The 15,897-nt window shown below is 66.0% G+C and carries 15 protein-coding genes and 1 tRNA gene; 13 read left to right on the top strand and 3 right to left on the bottom strand.

The features are described from left to right. Nucleotides 1–115: 115 nt before the first annotated feature. Nucleotides 116–796, top strand: a complete 681-nt coding sequence (gene mtgA, locus H1343_RS16110) for a monofunctional biosynthetic peptidoglycan transglycosylase (RefSeq protein WP_185983836.1) — start codon at nucleotides 116–118, stop codon at nucleotides 794–796. 216 nt (nucleotides 797–1,012) lie between these two features. Then, the gene (rpmF, locus tag H1343_RS16105; RefSeq protein WP_185983835.1) at nucleotides 1,013–1,198 is read left to right on the top strand and encodes a 50S ribosomal protein L32; all 186 of its coding nucleotides are present in this window, start codon (nucleotides 1,013–1,015) and stop codon (nucleotides 1,196–1,198) included. A 189-nt stretch (nucleotides 1,199–1,387) separates the two neighbouring features. On the opposite strand, the gene phaR is transcribed toward rpmF, so the two are convergent. Further along, nucleotides 1,388–1,984 (bottom strand): polyhydroxyalkanoate synthesis repressor PhaR, encoded by a 597-nt coding sequence (gene phaR, locus H1343_RS16100; protein ID WP_185983834.1) that lies wholly within the window; start codon nucleotides 1,982–1,984, stop codon nucleotides 1,388–1,390. A 252-nt stretch (nucleotides 1,985–2,236) separates the two neighbouring features. On the opposite strand from phaR, the gene H1343_RS16095 reads away from it, so the two are divergent. From H1343_RS16095 to H1343_RS16060, 8 genes are all read left to right on the top strand, one after another. Beyond that, nucleotides 2,237–3,421, top strand: coding sequence for an acetyl-CoA C-acetyltransferase (locus tag H1343_RS16095; protein WP_185983833.1), 1,185 nt, complete (start codon nucleotides 2,237–2,239; stop codon nucleotides 3,419–3,421). Between the two features lie 97 nt (nucleotides 3,422–3,518). After that, on the top strand, nucleotides 3,519–4,244 hold the full coding sequence (gene phbB / locus H1343_RS16090) for an acetoacetyl-CoA reductase (RefSeq protein ID WP_185983832.1): 726 nt from the start codon (nucleotides 3,519–3,521) through the stop codon (nucleotides 4,242–4,244). A gap of 107 nt (nucleotides 4,245–4,351) precedes the next feature. Continuing rightward, nucleotides 4,352–4,687, top strand: a complete 336-nt coding sequence (locus tag H1343_RS16085; protein WP_246333163.1) for a PepSY domain-containing protein — start codon at nucleotides 4,352–4,354, stop codon at nucleotides 4,685–4,687. Between the two features lie 114 nt (nucleotides 4,688–4,801). Next, nucleotides 4,802–8,002 (top strand): helicase-related protein, encoded by a 3,201-nt coding sequence (locus H1343_RS16080; protein WP_246333162.1) that lies wholly within the window; start codon nucleotides 4,802–4,804, stop codon nucleotides 8,000–8,002. A gap of 10 nt (nucleotides 8,003–8,012) precedes the next feature. Then, nucleotides 8,013–8,399, top strand: coding sequence for an RNA-binding S4 domain-containing protein (locus H1343_RS16075; RefSeq protein ID WP_185983831.1), 387 nt, complete (start codon nucleotides 8,013–8,015; stop codon nucleotides 8,397–8,399). A 202-nt stretch (nucleotides 8,400–8,601) separates the two neighbouring features. Continuing rightward, a complete protein-coding gene (fdxA, locus tag H1343_RS16070) occupies nucleotides 8,602–8,940 on the top strand; it encodes a ferredoxin FdxA (protein ID WP_185983830.1) in 339 nt (112 codons plus the stop codon). Between the two features lie 418 nt (nucleotides 8,941–9,358). Further along, a complete protein-coding gene (locus H1343_RS16065) occupies nucleotides 9,359–9,958 on the top strand; it encodes a CarD family transcriptional regulator (protein ID WP_185983829.1) in 600 nt (199 codons plus the stop codon). Nucleotides 9,959–10,237: 279 nt separating this feature from the next. Continuing rightward, nucleotides 10,238–11,104: an RNA polymerase factor sigma-32 gene (locus H1343_RS16060; protein ID WP_185983828.1), complete on the top strand. Its 867-nt coding sequence runs from the start codon at nucleotides 10,238–10,240 to the stop codon at nucleotides 11,102–11,104. Between the two features lie 72 nt (nucleotides 11,105–11,176). Here the strand turns inward: H1343_RS16060 and H1343_RS16055 are convergent, their stop codons facing one another. Then, entirely contained in the window at nucleotides 11,177–12,721 is a 1,545-nt protein-coding gene (locus H1343_RS16055) for a M48 family metalloprotease (protein ID WP_185983827.1), read from the bottom strand. Between the two features lie 225 nt (nucleotides 12,722–12,946). Here H1343_RS16055 and H1343_RS16050 point away from each other — a divergent pair, with 225 nt between their 5' ends. Together H1343_RS16050 and H1343_RS16045 are read left to right on the top strand one after the other, a co-directional pair. Further along, complete coding sequence (locus H1343_RS16050) at nucleotides 12,947–13,588, top strand: thiamine diphosphokinase (protein WP_185983826.1); 642 nt, start codon at nucleotides 12,947–12,949, stop codon at nucleotides 13,586–13,588. A 252-nt stretch (nucleotides 13,589–13,840) separates the two neighbouring features. Then, nucleotides 13,841–13,917: transfer RNA gene (locus tag H1343_RS16045), tRNA-Arg, on the top strand. Between the two features lie 223 nt (nucleotides 13,918–14,140). Here the strand turns inward: H1343_RS16045 and H1343_RS16040 are convergent. Next, on the bottom strand, nucleotides 14,141–15,010 hold the full coding sequence (locus H1343_RS16040; RefSeq protein ID WP_185983825.1) for a LysR family transcriptional regulator: 870 nt from the start codon (nucleotides 15,008–15,010) through the stop codon (nucleotides 14,141–14,143). A 90-nt stretch (nucleotides 15,011–15,100) separates the two neighbouring features. On the opposite strand from H1343_RS16040, the gene H1343_RS16035 reads away from it, so the two are divergent. After that, nucleotides 15,101–15,886, top strand: coding sequence for an SDR family oxidoreductase (locus tag H1343_RS16035; RefSeq protein ID WP_185985718.1), 786 nt, complete (start codon nucleotides 15,101–15,103; stop codon nucleotides 15,884–15,886). The last annotated feature ends 11 nt before the right edge of the window (nucleotides 15,887–15,897 follow it).

The following is a 15,897-nucleotide window of genomic DNA, read 5'->3' as shown; positions in this document are numbered from 1 at the left end:
CCGCAAGGGTGTTTGCAGAGCGCTTCGTCGATGCTCTACAACGAGGGCGACGCAAGGCGAGGGGCCGTGGCGCGCGAGCGGGGCCGCTCGCAGGGAAGGGGCGAGCGATAAGCGAATGCTGAGACGCATCCTGCGCCTGATCGTCGTCGTCGCTCTCGTTCTCGCAGCGATTCCGCTTCTGCTCGTGCCGATCTACGCCTCGCCGGCCTTGCGGCCGCTCTCGACGCTGATGCTGGCGGAGCATTTCACCTTCCAGCCCTTCGACCGGCAATGGGTGCCGCTGGACGGGATCGCGCCCGTCCTCGTCCATTCGGTGATGATGTCGGAGGACGGCCAGTTCTGCGCCCATGACGGCATCGACTGGACCGAGCTCAGCGCCGTGATCGACCAGGCACTGGCCGAAGGTTCGGGCGGTCGCGGCGCCTCCACCATCCCGATGCAGACCGTGAAAAACCTCTTCCTGTGGAACGGCCGATCCTATCTCCGCAAGGGGCTGGAGGTGCCGCTGGCGATGTATGCCGATGCCCTCTGGTCGAAGCGCCGGATGATGGAGATCTATCTGAACGTCGCCGAGTGGGGGCCGGGCATCTACGGGATCGAGGCCGCCGCACGCTACTACTTCAACCGTCCTGCGAGCGACCTCTCGGCGCGCCAGGCCGCGCTTCTGGCGGCGTCGCTTCCGGCGCCGCTGGCGCGCGACCCGGCCAATCCGACCGCCGGCCTCGCCCGCATCGCCGACCGCGTCCAGGCTCGCGCGCGAGGCTCGGGCGCCTATGTCGAGTGTCTCGACGTTTGAGCTCGACGGCCCGACCCTCTTCACAGGCGGCGGCGATCCTGCTATGGGCACGCACGAATTCCCGTCGCCTCGGTGGTCTGGAGCGGTCGTGCCCGTCACGGTCCTCACGACATTCGTGGCGGCAGGGGTGGCGGACGAAGAGTTCCGGCCCCCGGTGATGTGAACGAGATTGGGCGGAAAGGCGCACGCGCCGAGAGCCGCCACGGAGCTTAGAAGATGGCCGTACCCAAGCGAAAGACCACCCCCTCCAAGCGCGGCATGCGCCGTTCGGCCGACGCGCTGAGCGCCCCGACCTATGTCGAGGACAAGAACTCCGGCGAGCTGCGCCGCCCGCACCACATCGACCTGAAGACGGGCATGTACCGCGGCAAGCAGGTCTTCGCCGTCAAGGACAACGGCTGACACCGTCGCCGTCGGTGGTGCGCGGCCGAACAGGGCCGTGACCCTGCATGAGATCGAAAAGCCGGGCCGATGCCCGGCTTTTTCTTTGGCGCCGGTTCTCCGGTGCCGGCTTCGGCTCGGAAACCCTGATCGGTTCTGAAAGCCTGACAGGCCAGTCTTGGGTGCGCGAGATGACGCGCGGCGCCTTGGCTACTTCGCTTTGGCCCCGCTCAACGCCTCGAGCTTCTTCTGCATCTCGGCGATTTCGCGGCGCATAGCCGCCAGATCGTCGCTCGACCCTTCCTGGGCCTCGGATTGCTGTGCGGGCTTGGCGCCTGGCGCTCCGCTGGGCGCGGCACCGGCGAGGAACGGATTGAACATGCCCATCGCCTCGCGAAACATCTCCGTGTTGCGGCGCACCTGCTCCTCGATCATTCGCGTCGTCTGCGCCATCGGGTTGGCCTCGCCGCGAAAGCTTTCCTGCTCACGCGAGAGGGCGGCCATCGACTGCTCAAGATAGGCCGGGATGACCATCTGCATCTGGTCGCCGTAGAAGCGGATGAGCTGGCGCAGGAAGGTGGCCGGCATGAGGTTCTGGCCGCCCTTGTTCTCCTGCTCGAAGATGATCTGTGTTAGAACCTGATGGGTGATGTCGTCGCCCGTCTTGGCGTCCTGCACGGTGAAGTCCTCGCCTCCCTTCACCATCGCCGCAAGGTTCTCGAGCGTCACGTACATCGAGGTGCCGGTGTTGTAGAGCCGGCGGTTCGCATATTTCTTGATGATCGTCGTTTCGGTATTTCGAGCCATGTTCGGATCGTCTCCCGGCGGTTCCGTGGCGCGCCATCTTCGTCGGATGGGCTTGAATGGAATGTAGCCATAGTTTTGCCGCGCCGCCAAAGAGTTTCGCTGTTGCCCTCGCGTTGTGCAGGACGGCAGGTTCGTCCTAAGTAGGGTGGGCCGCGCGCTCGGGCGGAGTTGCGCGAGGAAACGATTTGGCAAGGCGCGGGCGAGCCGCCCGGGATGCGGCATGCGCTCGCCCACGGCAGGGAAGGACATCTCATGGCTTCTGAGCAATCGATCGTCATCGCATCGGCGGCGCGCACGCCCGTCGGCGCCTTCAACGGCGCCTTCGCGAGCGTGCCCGCGCATGAGCTCGGCGCGACGGCTATCCGTGAGGCGCTGTCGCGCGCGGGCGTCGAGGGCGGCGACGTCGACGAAGTGATCATGGGCCAGATCCTGCAGGCCGGCGAGGGGCAGAACCCCGCGCGGCAGGCGGCGATGGCCGCCGGCTGCCCGCAGGAGACGACGGCCTGGGCGCTGAACCAGCTCTGCGGCTCGGGCCTGCGCGCGGTCGCCATCGGCATGCAGCAGATCGCCACGGGCGATGCGAAGATCGTCGTCGCCGGCGGGCAGGAATCGATGTCGATGGCCCCGCATGCCGCGCATCTGCGCGCCGGCACCAAGATGGGCGACATGAAGATGGTCGACACCATGCTGAAGGACGGGCTGATCGACGCGTTCCACGGCTATCACATGGGCACGACGGCCGAGAACGTATCGCGCCAGTGGCAGATCACGCGCGAGGAGCAGGACGCCTTTGCCGTCGCCTCGCAGAACAAGGCCGAGGCCGCGCAAAAGGCCGGCCGCTTCAAGGACGAGATCGTCCCCTTCACCGTGAAGGGCCGAAAGGGCGACACCGTCGTCTCCGAGGACGAGTACATCAAGCACGGCACGACGCTGGAGAAGGTGCAGGCGCTGCGCCCCGCCTTCGACAAGGAGGGCTCGGTCACGGCCGCCAACGCCAGCGGCATCAACGACGGGGCGGCCGCCGCCGTGCTGATGAGCGAGGTCGAGGCCGGGCGGCGCGGCATCACACCGATGGCGCGCATCGTCTCCTGGGCGACGGCGGGCGTCGATCCGGCGGTGATGGGCACGGGGCCGATCCCCGCCTCGCGCAAGGCGCTGGAGAAAGCCGGCTGGACGATCGCCGATCTCGACCTGATCGAATCCAACGAGGCCTTCGCCGCGCAAGCCTGCGCGGTGAACAAGGAACTCGGCTGGAACGTCGAGAACGTCAACGTCAACGGCGGGGCCATCGCGATCGGCCATCCGATCGGCGCCTCGGGCGCGCGCATCCTGAACACCCTGCTCTTCGAGATGGCGCGGCGCGACGCCAGGCGCGGCCTCGCGACCTTGTGCATCGGCGGGGGTATGGGCGTCGCCATGTGCCTCGAGCGCATGTGATCGATGAAGGGCCGGCGCGCTCTGGAGATGCGCCGGCCGTTCTGCATCTAGGAAGAGAGACAGCATCGATACTGACCAGAAACGACGGGAGGCGCGAATGGGCAGGGTGGCGATCGTGACGGGAGGAACGCGCGGGATCGGGGCTGCGGTCTCGAAGGCGTTGAGTGAGGCGGGCTACGAGGTGGCCGCTTGTTACGCGGGCAACGAGGAGAAGGCGAAAGCCTTCACCGCAGAGACCGGCATCCCGGCCTACAAGTGGGACGTCTGCGATTTCGCGGCCTGCGAGGAGGGCGTGCGCCGGGTGGAGGCGGATCTCGGCCCGGTCGAGATTCTCGTCAACAATGCCGGCATCACGCGCGACGCGATGTTCCACAAGATGACCGCCGAGCAGTGGAACGCGGTGATCACCACCAATCTTTCGGGCCTCTTCAACATGACGCGGCCTGTCTGGGACGGGATGCGCGAGCGCGGCTTCGGGCGCGTCGTCAACATCTCCTCCATCAACGGCCAGAAGGGCCAGATGGGGCAGGCGAACTACTCGGCCGCCAAGGCCGGCGACATCGGCTTCACCAAGGCGCTGGCGCAGGAGGGCGCGAAGAAGGGCATTACCGTCAATGCCATCTGCCCCGGCTACATCAACACCGACATGATGGCGACGATCCCCGAAGAGGTGATGCAGAAGCAGATCGTCGCGCATATCCCGGTCGGACGGCTCGGAGAGGCCTATGAAGTGGCGCGCTGTGTTCTCTTCCTCGTCTCGGACGAATCGGCCTTCATCACAGGAGCGACCCTGACGGCGAATGGCGGACAGTACCTGGCCTGAGACATCTCGCCTCATGGCTTGCGCAGGGCGGCCGGGAACGCGGTTCGGCGAAGGCCGTTCTTTCTCCCATGTGAATGCACCTTTTGGCTCAGGCATGGGAGTGAAGCATGAGCATGAAATCCTCCATCTTCGCATTGGCCGCCACCGCGCTCATCGCCGGTGCCGCACCCTCTTTAGCGCAGGGCATCCAGATTGGTCCGGACGGCGTTCGCATCGTCCAGCCCGGCGAGAACACGCGCGACCGTGATGCGCCGCAGCGCGGCACGGGCCGTGAGATCGGCGAGCGCGACGCCGTTTCGATCGCGCGCTCGGAAGGCATGCGCGAGATCGACACCGTCAGCCGCCGCTCGAACAGCTACCGCGTGGTCGGCGCCGACCGACGCGGCGACGACCTGCAGGTCGATATAGACCGCCGCACCGGCGCGGTGATATCGGTCCGCTGACATCGTCGCAGCTCACCTGAAGGGCTCCGCCGGTCAGCGGAGCCCTTTCTTGTGCGCGAGGCATGAAGCCGCGTTGCGTTTCGCGGGCGCGCTCCCCACTATCAAGGCGCAGTGATGATGAACGCGCCCTTCTCGAGCCCTCCGCCCCAGGGCACAGTCCGGCCCTTCGACGGGGCCGGCGTCACGGCCGTTCTCGGCCCCACCAACACCGGCAAGACGTTTCTGGCCATCGAGCGGATGGTGGCCCACTCCTCCGGCGTCATCGGCCTGCCGTTGCGGCTTCTGGCGCGCGAGGTCTATGCGCGGGTGGTGGAGCGCGTCGGCGTCGGCGCTGTCGCGCTGATCACCGGCGAGGAGAAGATCAAGCCCAAGAACGCGCGCTATCAGGTCTGCACGGTGGAAGCGATGCCGCGCGAGCCGAACGCCGCGTTCGTGGCGATCGACGAAGTTCAGCTGTGCGGTGATCTGGAACGCGGCCACGTCTTCACGGATCGCGTGTTGCATGCGCGCGGGCGCGAAGAGACGCTTCTCCTCGGCTCCCAGACGATGCGTGGTGTGCTGGAGCGGCTTTTGCCGGGCATCCAGTTCGTCACGCGTCCCCGCCTTTCCAACCTCCTCTACGCCGGCTCGAAAAAGATCACGCGCTTACCGCGACGTTCGGCCGTCGTCGCCTTCTCGGCCGAGGAGGTCTACGCGATCGCCGAGCTGATCCGTCGGCAGCGGGGCGGGGCGGCGGTGGTTCTCGGCGCGCTCAGCCCGCGTACGCGCAACGCGCAGGTCGAACTCTACCAGAACGGCGACGTCGATTTCCTTGTCGCGACCGACGCGATCGGCATGGGCCTCAATCTCGACGTCGACCATGTCGCCTTCGCGCAGGACTGGAAGTTCGACGGCTTCCAGTACCGCCAGCTCACGCCGGCCGAGTTTGGCCAGATCGCCGGGCGCGCCGGTCGCCATGTGCGCGACGGCACCTTCGGTGTGACCGGCCGGGTCGATCCGCTCTCTCCCGAACTCGTCGAGGATCTGGAGGCGCATCGCTTCGCTTCGGTGAAAGTGGTGCAGTGGCGCTCCCGCGAGCTCGACTTCGGCTCGATCGACCGCCTGTGCGCGAGCCTCGAGCGCGGCTCCGGCACGCCGGAGCTCGCCCGCTCGCTCCCTTCGGTGGACCAGCGCGCGCTGGAATTCCTGTCGCGTGATGAGGCGGTTGCCCGAAAGGCCGTCGGCGCGAAGGCGGTCGAGCTTCTTTGGGAGGCCTGCAAGCTGCCGGACTACCGACGCATCGCCCCCGCGCAGCACGCCGAGATCATCGCATCGATCTACGCCGATCTCGTCGGGCACGGGCATGTGGCGGAAGACTACATGGCGAACCAGGTGGAGCGCGCGGATCGCACCGAGGGCGATATCGACACGCTGTCCCAGCGCATCGCGGAGATTCGCACCTGGACCTACATATCGCACCGGCCCGGCTGGCTGGCCGATCCGACACACTGGCAGGAAAAGACGCGCGCCATCGAGGACCGGCTTTCCGACGCGCTTCACGAGCGGTTGACGAAACGCTTCGTAGATCGCAGGACAAGCGTCTTGATGCGGCGGTTGAGAGAGAACGCATTCATGGAAGCTGAAATCGGCGGCGACGGCACGGTGCTCGTTGAGGGCCACCATGTCGGGGAGCTGCAGGGCTTCAGATTCACGGCCGACGCCAAGTCGGACGGACAGGACGCGCGCGCCGTTCGGGCCGCGGCCCAGAAGGCCCTGGCCGGCGAGTACGAGACGCGTGCCGAGCGCTTCTTCAACGCGCCCAACGGCGACATCGCGCTCGGCCAGGACGGGCTCCTGCGCTGGCTCGGCGCGCCCGTCGCCACACTCAGCGCCAGCGACGACCCGCTGAAGCCTCGCATCGTGATTCTGGCGGATGAACAGCTCGAAGGCGCGGCGCGGGAGAAGGTCGCCGCGCGTGCAGAACGCTACGTTACCTATCAGGTCTCGACCATCCTGAAGCCGTTGGCCGATCTGCAGTCCGGCGAAGGGCTGGAAGGCACGGCGAAAGGCATCGCCTATCGCCTCTATGAGAGCTTCGGTCTCCTGCAGCGCCGCGACGTGGCCGATGACGTGCGCGCGCTCGATCAGGATGCGCGCGCTGCGCTGCGCCGCCTCGGCGTGCGCTTCGGCGCCTACCACATTTTCGTCCCCGCGCTGATCAAGCCGGCGCCCGCCGGCCTCCTGACGCTGCTCTGGGGCATCGCGAACGAGGGGCGCGACAGGCCGGGCTATGGCGAGGTCACGCAGCTCCTGGCGACGGGACGCACGTCAGCGCGCCCGGAAGCGGGGTTCGATCCGATCTTCTATGCGCTTTCCGGCTATCGCCTTCTCGGCAGCCGAGCCGTGCGCGTCGATATCCTCGAACGCCTGGCGGATCTCATTCGTCCGGCGCTGGCCTGGAAGCCGGGCGCGGCCAAACGCCCCGAAGGCGCCTATAACGGTCGCGAGTTCATCGTGACGCCCGCGATGATGTCGATCCTCGGCGCCACCGCCGAGGACATGGACGCGATCCTGAAGGGTCTCGGCTATCGTGCGCAGGAGGTTGAGGCGACTGAAGTCGACGCCAAGCTCGCCGAGATCACGACGAGCGAGAGCGCCGCGAGTCAGGCGCCGGTGAACGAGGCGCCTGTCGAGGCGCCGCAGGGCGATGAGGCGGCCGACGCGCCCGCGACTGATGCTTTCACGGTCGAAGCCGCCAGCGAAGAAGCCGGGGGCGGGCAGCCGGCGGACGAACGGCTGGCCGTGGATGCGCCCGAGCCCGCAACGGTCGAGGAGCCTGCGGCCGAACCCGCATCGCCCGACGTTGCCGCAGAACCCGTAACGGCCGAGGCGAGCGACGGCGCGCCCCCTGCAGGCAACGCCGCGGCGAGCGAACCGGCAGCCGAGGCCGAGCCGACGAAGATGGTGCAGTTGTGGCGTCCCTCGCGTGGCGAAGGCCGTGGCGGAGCACGCCGCGATCATCGCCGTGGCGCCGAGGCCGGGCGCAACACGCGGGGCGGCGGTCGCGACGAGGCTGGTGGCAACAAGGGCCGCGGCCAGCGCGACCGGAACGAGAGCGGCGGACGTGGCCAGCGTCCCGAGCGCGGCGAAGGCAAGCGCGAGGATGGCGGCCGGGGCGAGCGCTTCGGCAAGCGGCCGGGCGGCAAGCCGCGCTTCGAGGGCGCACAGGCGCATGGCGAGGGGCGTCAGGACCGGCGCCCCGAGCGTGCGAAAGCCATCGACCCGGATTCGCCCTTCGCCAAGCTGGCGGCCCTGAAAGAGCAGCTCAAGAAATAGCCGGGCCCGAATGAGCGAAGCGCGCAGCGGACAGCGGATCGACAAGTGGCTGTTCTTCGCGCGTCTCCTGAAGACGCGCTCGCTGGCCCAGAAGCTCGTTGTCTCGGGCGCGGTGCGCATCAACCGCGAGAAGGTTTCGAGTGCGGCCCGCCTCGTGCGGCCGGGCGACGTGCTGACCCTGTCCGTCCACGAGCGGGTGCGTGTCCTGAAAGTCGTCGCGATCGGCGATCGGCGCGGACCGGCTCCTGAGGCGCAGGAACTCTACGAGGATCTCTCGCCGGTCGTGCCTGCCACACCAAGCGTCGAGAGACTGTCCGCCCCGGTCGCCGAAGGGCGCCCCGACAGGCGTGAGCGCCGTGAGGCGGCGGCCTTCAAGAGGGGCGGCTTCGACGGTTGACGGCATGGCTGTGCGCCGCGCCGCGAAAAACGCTTCCGTCCGCGCAGCGTTCGGCGCAAAGCTTGTCCCTTGCAACTGCGGTTCCCAGGGGCTACCTCGGCTGGCGCGTGGAGCATTCTGTGAGCAAGCAGGGCGTGACCCCGCGCCAGAAGACTGTCCGCGCGCTGCGCCGCGCCGGCCGCACCATCGTTCAAGGCCTGCCATGACCTACGTCGTCACAGACAACTGCATTCGCTGCAAATACATGGATTGCGTCGAAGTCTGTCCGGTGGACTGCTTCTACGAAGGCGAGAACATGCTCGTCATCCATCCCGACGAGTGCATCGATTGCGGTGTGTGCGAGCCCGAATGCCCGGCCGAGGCGATCAGCCCCGATACCGAGCCCAACCTTGACAAGTGGTTGAAGGTCAACGCGCAATACGCTTCCGCCTGGCCGAACATCACGGTGAAGCGGGAAGCCCCCGCCGACGCGAAGGAGTTCGATGGCAAGACCGGCAAGTTCGAGGAATTCTTTTCCCCGGAGCCGGGCCAGGGCGATTGACGGGCGCATCGCCAAAGGGTGATGAGAGTGTGAAGCGCCACCAGACCGCTTCATTCGCAGCGGCCGCGTCAGGGCGGCGTTAGGGATCCCGGCAAGGGGAGGCGGGCACGCGCGCGCACCCGCAGCAATTTTGTTGAAATTCGCGCTGCGATAAGGTATTATTTCTGCAACAGTCGAACGCCGGCATGATGGCGAGCCGTTAGGGCTCGGTATTCTCGGCACGTCCGAAAGGCGTTTTCTTCGTCAACTCGGGACAAGGGGCACTGGCTTATCCGCCAGCGTTCTTGCGTGCGCATTCGTGCGGATCGGCCTGTTGCCCACCTGTCGGTGGTGCTCTCACAAACCGGCGACGGTTTTTCGTCGTCCCCGTGCCTAGCGGCTGTCGCGGCTCGGCACAATAGGGAGTTTGATCAAGCGTATGAGCATCCAGAAGAAGACCTCCCAGCGTCAGGGTTTCAAGACCGGCGAGAGCATCGTCTACCCGGCCCACGGCGTGGGCCAGATCGTGGCGATCGAGGAGCAGGAAGTCGCGGGCATGAAGCTCGAGCTGTTCGTTATCGACTTCGAGAAAGACAAGATGCGCCTGAAGGTGCCGGTGGCCAAGGCCGAGAGCGTGGGCATGCGCAAGCTCTCCGAGACGGACTTCGTGGATCGCGCGCTCAAGGTCGTGCAAGGTCGCGCCCGCGTGAAGAAGACCATGTGGAGCCGCCGGGCGCAGGAATATGATGCGAAGATCAACTCCGGTGACCTGATCCAGATCGCCGAGGTCGTGCGCGATCTCTACCGAGCCGATTCGCAGCCTGAGCAGTCCTATTCCGAGCGCCAGCTTTACGAGGCGGCCCTCGGGCGGATGGCCCGCGAGATCGCGGCCGTGAACGAGGTCTCCGAGACCGAGGGCGTGCGCCTGATCGAGCTCAACCTCGCCAAGGGGCCCAAGCGCGGCGCCAAGGCCGAGGCCGAGGTGGACGCCGAGGACGAGGACGGCGTGGAGCCGGCCGAGCAGGAGAAGGCTGCCTGAGGCAGCGCCTTTCTACCGCGAATGCTGAAAAGGCCGGCTGCTCGCGCAGTCGGCCTTTTCTTTGCGGGCTACGCCTGCTAGTGCTGAATAACGTGATGGCGGCCCGAAGTGGCCGCCATTGTCTTTTCTGCGCTCTCCTCTACATCGCGCAAAAAAGTTTTCCCTTCCCGGAACGTTTGGCTCTTCGCGCTGTTGTGAACAGACACAGGCGTCGGCGTCCACTCGCGGCAACGGCGTCTTCCATCGCCAGAAGCCCAGCGATCCGGAAGGTTGGAACTCATGAAATCCCAGTCCGCACGCCGTGTCATGATCCGCGCAGCAATGGCAGCGCCCTATCTGCAGCGCGAGGAGGAATACGAGCTCGCCATTCGCTGGAAGGAAATGCGCGACCAGGATGCCCTGCACAAGATCACCTCGGCGCATATGCGCCTGGTGATCTCGATGGCCTCGAAGTTCCGGCATTTCGGTCTGGCCATGAACGACCTCATCCAGGAAGGCCATGTCGGCCTTCTGGAGGCCGCGGCCCGCTTTGAACCCGAGCGCGAGGTGCGCTTCTCCACCTACGCGACTTGGTGGATCCGCGCCTCGATCCAGGACTACATCCTTCGCAACTGGTCGATCGTGCGGGGCGGTACGTCCTCGGCTCAAAAGGCCCTGTTCTTCAATCTGCGCCGCCTGCGCGCCCGTCTTAGCCAAGGCTCCGAGAGCCTCTCCGGCACGGCGATGTACCGCGAGATCGCGACGGCGCTGAAGGTTTCCGAGAGCGACGTCGCCCTGATGGACTCGCGCCTTTCGGGCCCGGATTCCTCGTTGAACGCGCCGCTGATGGAAGATGAGTCGGGCAGCGCGGACCGGCAGGATTTCCTCGTCGCCGGCGATCCCCTGCCGGACGAGATGGTTTCGGCTTCGATTGATGACGAGCGCCGTGTCCATTGGCTGCACGATGCGCTCGACGTTCTGTCCGAGCGCGAATTGAAGATCATCCGCGAGCGCCGCCTGCAGGACGACGGCGCGACGCTGGAGGCCCTGGGCTCCAAGCTCGGCATCTCGAAGGAGCGCGTGCGCCAGATCGAGACGCGCGCTCTCGAGAAGCTTCGTGCCGCGCTGCTCCAAACCAACCCCGATCAGGCCGCTTATGTAAGCTGATCTCGTTTCGATACGCTGGAATAAAAAGGGCCGCCCTCGGGGGCGGCCTTTTTTATTATTTCCGTTAGGCACCTATTCGGCGATGATCTTGTAGCGCTCGCCCGGCCGCACGGTGCCGCCGCCCTCCAGCCCGTTCAGGAGCCGGAAGAGTTCGACGCGCCGGTCGACGCCAACCATGCGCGACGCGATCGAGTTCTGCGTGTCGCCGGCCCTCGCGGTGACGACGCGGATGCGCAGCGGCTTCAGCGCCTCGCGTTCCTGTGCCGAAAGCATACGGAAGGACGAGGACATCTGCCGTGCGATCGGCTCCAGCCGGTCCGAGGAGGCCGCCGGCAGCGCCGTGAGGAACCGGTAGACCTGCCCGCCGACCCGGACCACCGTAACGTCGAAGACGTAGGATCCACCTGCAGCCTGCGCCGACGCCGCTTCGAGATCGCCGATACGCATCGTGCGGATCGTCGAGCGGTCGAGCCCGCCGATCCAGCCGCTGCCGATATAGTCGGTCAGGCTGGTTCGCTGGGGAAGTGCGACACCGTCGAAGCGGATCGCCACGTCGCCGGGCCCGGTCGCGAGCACCGCCTCGGCGGTGTTGTCGATGATAAAGCCCTCCGGCACCGTGAAGCCGATTCCGAGCGCGGGATGGAAGAAGGAGCGTTCCCGCACATAGCCCTCGGCGGCCGTGTCGCCGAACAGCATGCCGTCGATGCCGTCGAGATAGCGGTCGCGGTCGGTCGCTCCGGTCTGCGAGGCGAATTCGGCCGCGTGCTGGTTGGCCAGTTGCACGCGCTGCGGGGCGGCCGGATGGGAGGCGAGGAAGTCGAGCTCTGGGTTGCTGGCCTGGAAGGCGTTGCGGAAGCTGGTGAACGATTCCATCGCGCCCAGGAACCGCGCGGCCGCCGTCGCATCGTAACCGGCGCGTCCGATCTGGCGGATGCCGAGCGCATCGGCCTGGAGTTCCTGGTTGCGCGAGAAGCTGGCGAGGCTGAGGCGCCCGCGCGCGAGCGCGGCGCGGCCCGCCGTATCACCCGACAGCACCTCGTTGACGACGCGGCCCGCCAGTTCGGCCGCTTCCTCGCGCTGCTGGCGCTCGATGCCGTGATTGGCCGAGACGTGCGCCATCTCGTGCGCGATCACGGCCGCGACCTCCGCCGAATCATTGGCCAGCGCCAGAAGCCCTCGGGTGATGTAGAGATAGCCCCCCGGCAGCGCGAAGGCGTTGATGTTGGGCGAGTTCAGGATGGTGATGCGATAGGCGCGGCCCGGATCGTCCGAAACCGAGCTCAATCGCCCGACGATGCCGGCGATGGTCCGCTCCAGACGCTCATCCGAATAGGCGCCGCCATAGGCTGCGAGAATGCGCGGATGCTGCGTGCGGCCGATCGAGGATTGCGGGTCGTTCTGCTGGATACCCTCGAAGGTGACGGGCTGGCGTGCGGCGCCGGGCAGATAGCCCGAGCGCAGTTCGGCCTCGCCGGCCGCTTCCTCGAAGCTCTGGCCGAGAGTGTTGCAAGCGCCGAGGGAAAGGGCCGCGAACAGGGCAAGGCAGATGCCCGCGCGTCGGCGCACGGCGCCCCGACCTGCGGCCGCAGTCTCGTTGCCCTTCAACTCCGCCCCCATGGAAACCCTTCCCGAACCCGCGCGTCGAAAACGCTATTCTATAGCCGGGCTCGAGGCCGGCGAAAGCACGCGGACGCAACAGGCGCCGTTTCGATCATTTCGAGCCCTCGCGTTCCCGCGCTGGTGCGTGCGCGGAGAATCGGACCGAATTAGGGACGGGCGCTCTACCTACGCTGCGCAGGTCCCTCGATTGCGGCGGCGACAGCGCTTCTATAGGAGCCATTCATGGACCGTTTCGCTCTCCTTCTGGCTGGCCGCATGGCGGCGACGCCTGCGCTTTTCGCAGCGCTCGCCGGTCGGCGGGTGATCGCGGCCGATGGCGGCATCGCCCATGCCATGCCGCTGGAGATCGAGCCCGAGATCTGGGTCGGCGACTTCGATTCCGTGCCGGAGACACTGCCGCCGCGTATCGCGGCGACGCCGCGCCGGGAATGGCCGGCCGAGAAGGACGCGACGGACGGCGAACTGGCGCTCGCCGAAGCGCGGGAGCGCGGCGCGCGGGACGTTCTCGTCATCGGCGGCCTTGGCGGGCGCAGCGACCACGCCTTCTCCAACATGGTGATGACACTCGGCGCGGCGGATGCGGGGCTGATCGTCGAGCTCTTCGACGGCGTCGAACGCGCCGTTCCTCTCGGGCCACAGATGCGCACCATCGCGGCGCGGGAGGGGCAGACCTTCTCGGTTCTTCGCTTCGGCGATGTCGAAGGGCTCACCGTGACGGGCGCGAGATGGTCCCTTCACGACGTGGACCTGCCGCTCGCTTCGACGCTGACCCAGTCCAACGAAGCGACCGGGCCGGTTGGCGCTCGCGTGCGCCGCGGCCACGCCATTCTCATGATGCAGGAAACGGCCTTCGAATCACGATGACGGCGCCCGCTTCCGGCGTTTATCCCGCCGGCTGTCGCGCAGATCGAATTCGGGCACCGGACGGTTCATCGCCATCGAATCGAAGTCCTCGATCCCGAGTGTCCCGCACGATGTCCATCTGCAAGACAAACGCCGCGTCGACCTGATCTCGTCGGCACGCGCTGGTCAAAACGACGAGGATGGCGACCGGCGATGCGCAGCCCCTTCTTCGATCTTGCCTTCATGCCACGAGGGCTTATGGTGCGCGTCGAGGGTCCCATAGCTCAGCAGGATAGAGCACCAGATTCCTAATCTGGGGGTCGTTGGTTCGAATCCAACTGGGATCACCATTCTCTTTTCATTGATCTTTTCGCCGCGTTTCAGCGCCCGTCGAGGCGGCCGAGAGAGAAGCCGCTGGCCTGGCAAGACCGGCGCTCGTGAGTTTTGCTCAAACCAAATCTTTTTCGACCTGGTCACTCTGCGAAGGTCTGCAGCTCGTCTATCGCAGGATCAATATATTTAATTATTATCTATTTTTTAAAGAATATTATGTGTTTCCCGTGTAAATATATTCTATGGGCCGGTTTTATTCATTCTCTCGGCAATTAATTTTATCAACCGAGCGGCTGGCGAAGCGCGGGGCCAGATGAAACCGATTTCCCTAGGACGCGTCGCCTCCGGCAGTGGAAGTCGCGCCACATCAATGCCCTCGGGCCAAGGGCGTGGCCAATCGGGGACGATCGACACTCCGAGTTCGTTGCTAACGAGCACTGTGATCGCCTCTAAAGAGTCGAGCTCGAGCCATTCTTGCGGGTTGTAGGACATAGCGTGGAGATAGTCCTCGGACAATCGCGCACCCCAGTTGCTTCGGTCGTAGCGAATGAAGGGGCGCGTTGCTAGAAGAGTGGGAATGTCCTCCCTGCGCCAGGCCGACGGGCACAAGAACACCAGCGGTTCCGAGCGCATCAGCCGCCATTCGAGCGTCTTCGGCAGTTCGAAAGGCGGACGCACCAAAAGGGCAGCGTCGATCACACCGTCCGTAAGCTGTGGGTAGAGTTGGTTGGACGTGCCCGGCAGGAGGAATACCTCAATCTCGGGTAGGGTGGTGCGCAGCTCGCGTAGCGTTGCAGGAAGAAGCCCGGTGAGCGCTGTAGAGATCGCCCCGAGGCGCAACTCGCCTGCCAGTTGATCGCTTGCCGCTAGATTGCGCAGCTGCCTCACGTCGGAGACGATTCGACGGCTTTGAGAAAGGATCGACAGACCAGCCTCGGTTGGCCGGACCGTGCGCCCGGCTCGCACAAGAAGGGGCTGGCCGATCTCAGCCTCCAGCGCCTGTATACGTTGTGCAGCGGCGGCCGGTGTGATGTTCAGGCGGCGCGAGGCCTCCGCAAGCGAGCCATGCTCCGCGACGAAAAGAAAGGTTTGAAGGAACCGCGTATCCATCGACCTTTTCTATCGAATGAAGCTGGCAAAAACGACTTTTTCCTCAGTCGCCCTGCGATAGTCTCCTCGCCGACGACGTGGGGAGACAACATGGATTTCGGAATCAAGGGTAAGACGGCGCTCGTGTTCGGCGCGGGTGGCGGCCTTGGTGGCGCCATCGCACGGCAACTCGCCGCAGAAGGTGCGCGCGTCGTCGTTGCCGACATCGACGCAGATGCAGCCGCCCGCACTCAGGAAGCAGTGTCGAAGGCAGGCGGAAGCGCGATGGTGATGGTTTGGAACATCGCCGATCTGTCGCTGATCACGCAAAACATCGCCTTGATTGAACGGGAGTTCGGCCCGGTCGACATCCTTATCAACAACACCGGTGGGCCGCCGCCGACGTCGGCCTCCGGACAGGCGCCGGACCAGTGGTCGCGCTATTTCGAAGAGATGGTGCGCTCCGTGATCGCCGTTACGGATGCGGTGCTTCCTGGAATGCGCCGGCGTGGATGGGGCCGCGTCATTACCTCGACCTCTTCGGGCGTCGTCGCTCCGATCCCCAACCTCGGCATCTCGAATGCCCTGCGCTTGGCGCTCGTCGGATGGTCGAAGACCCTGGCCCGCGAAGTCGGCCGCGACGGCGTCACGGCCAACATCGTTCTGCCCGGGCGCATCGCCACCGGACGCATCACCTTTCTCGACGAGCAGAAAGCCAAGCGCGAGGGCCGCTCGGTCGAAGAGGTGAGCGCCGAGAGCACCGCGTCCATCCCCGTCGGTCGCTACGGCAGTCCTGACGAATACGGGGCCGTGGTCGCCTTTCTTGCGAGCACGCAGGCATCCTATCTCACCGGCTCCGTCGTGCGGATCGACGGCGGCCTCATTCCCAGTATCTGAAGGAGAACCGG

Source organism: Aureimonas mangrovi (assembly GCF_014058705.1).
Lineage (GTDB): Bacteria > Pseudomonadota > Alphaproteobacteria > Rhizobiales > Rhizobiaceae > Aureimonas > Aureimonas mangrovi.
Note: the sequence above shows the minus strand (reverse complement) of the source record. Positions and strands in the feature narration are given on the sequence as shown.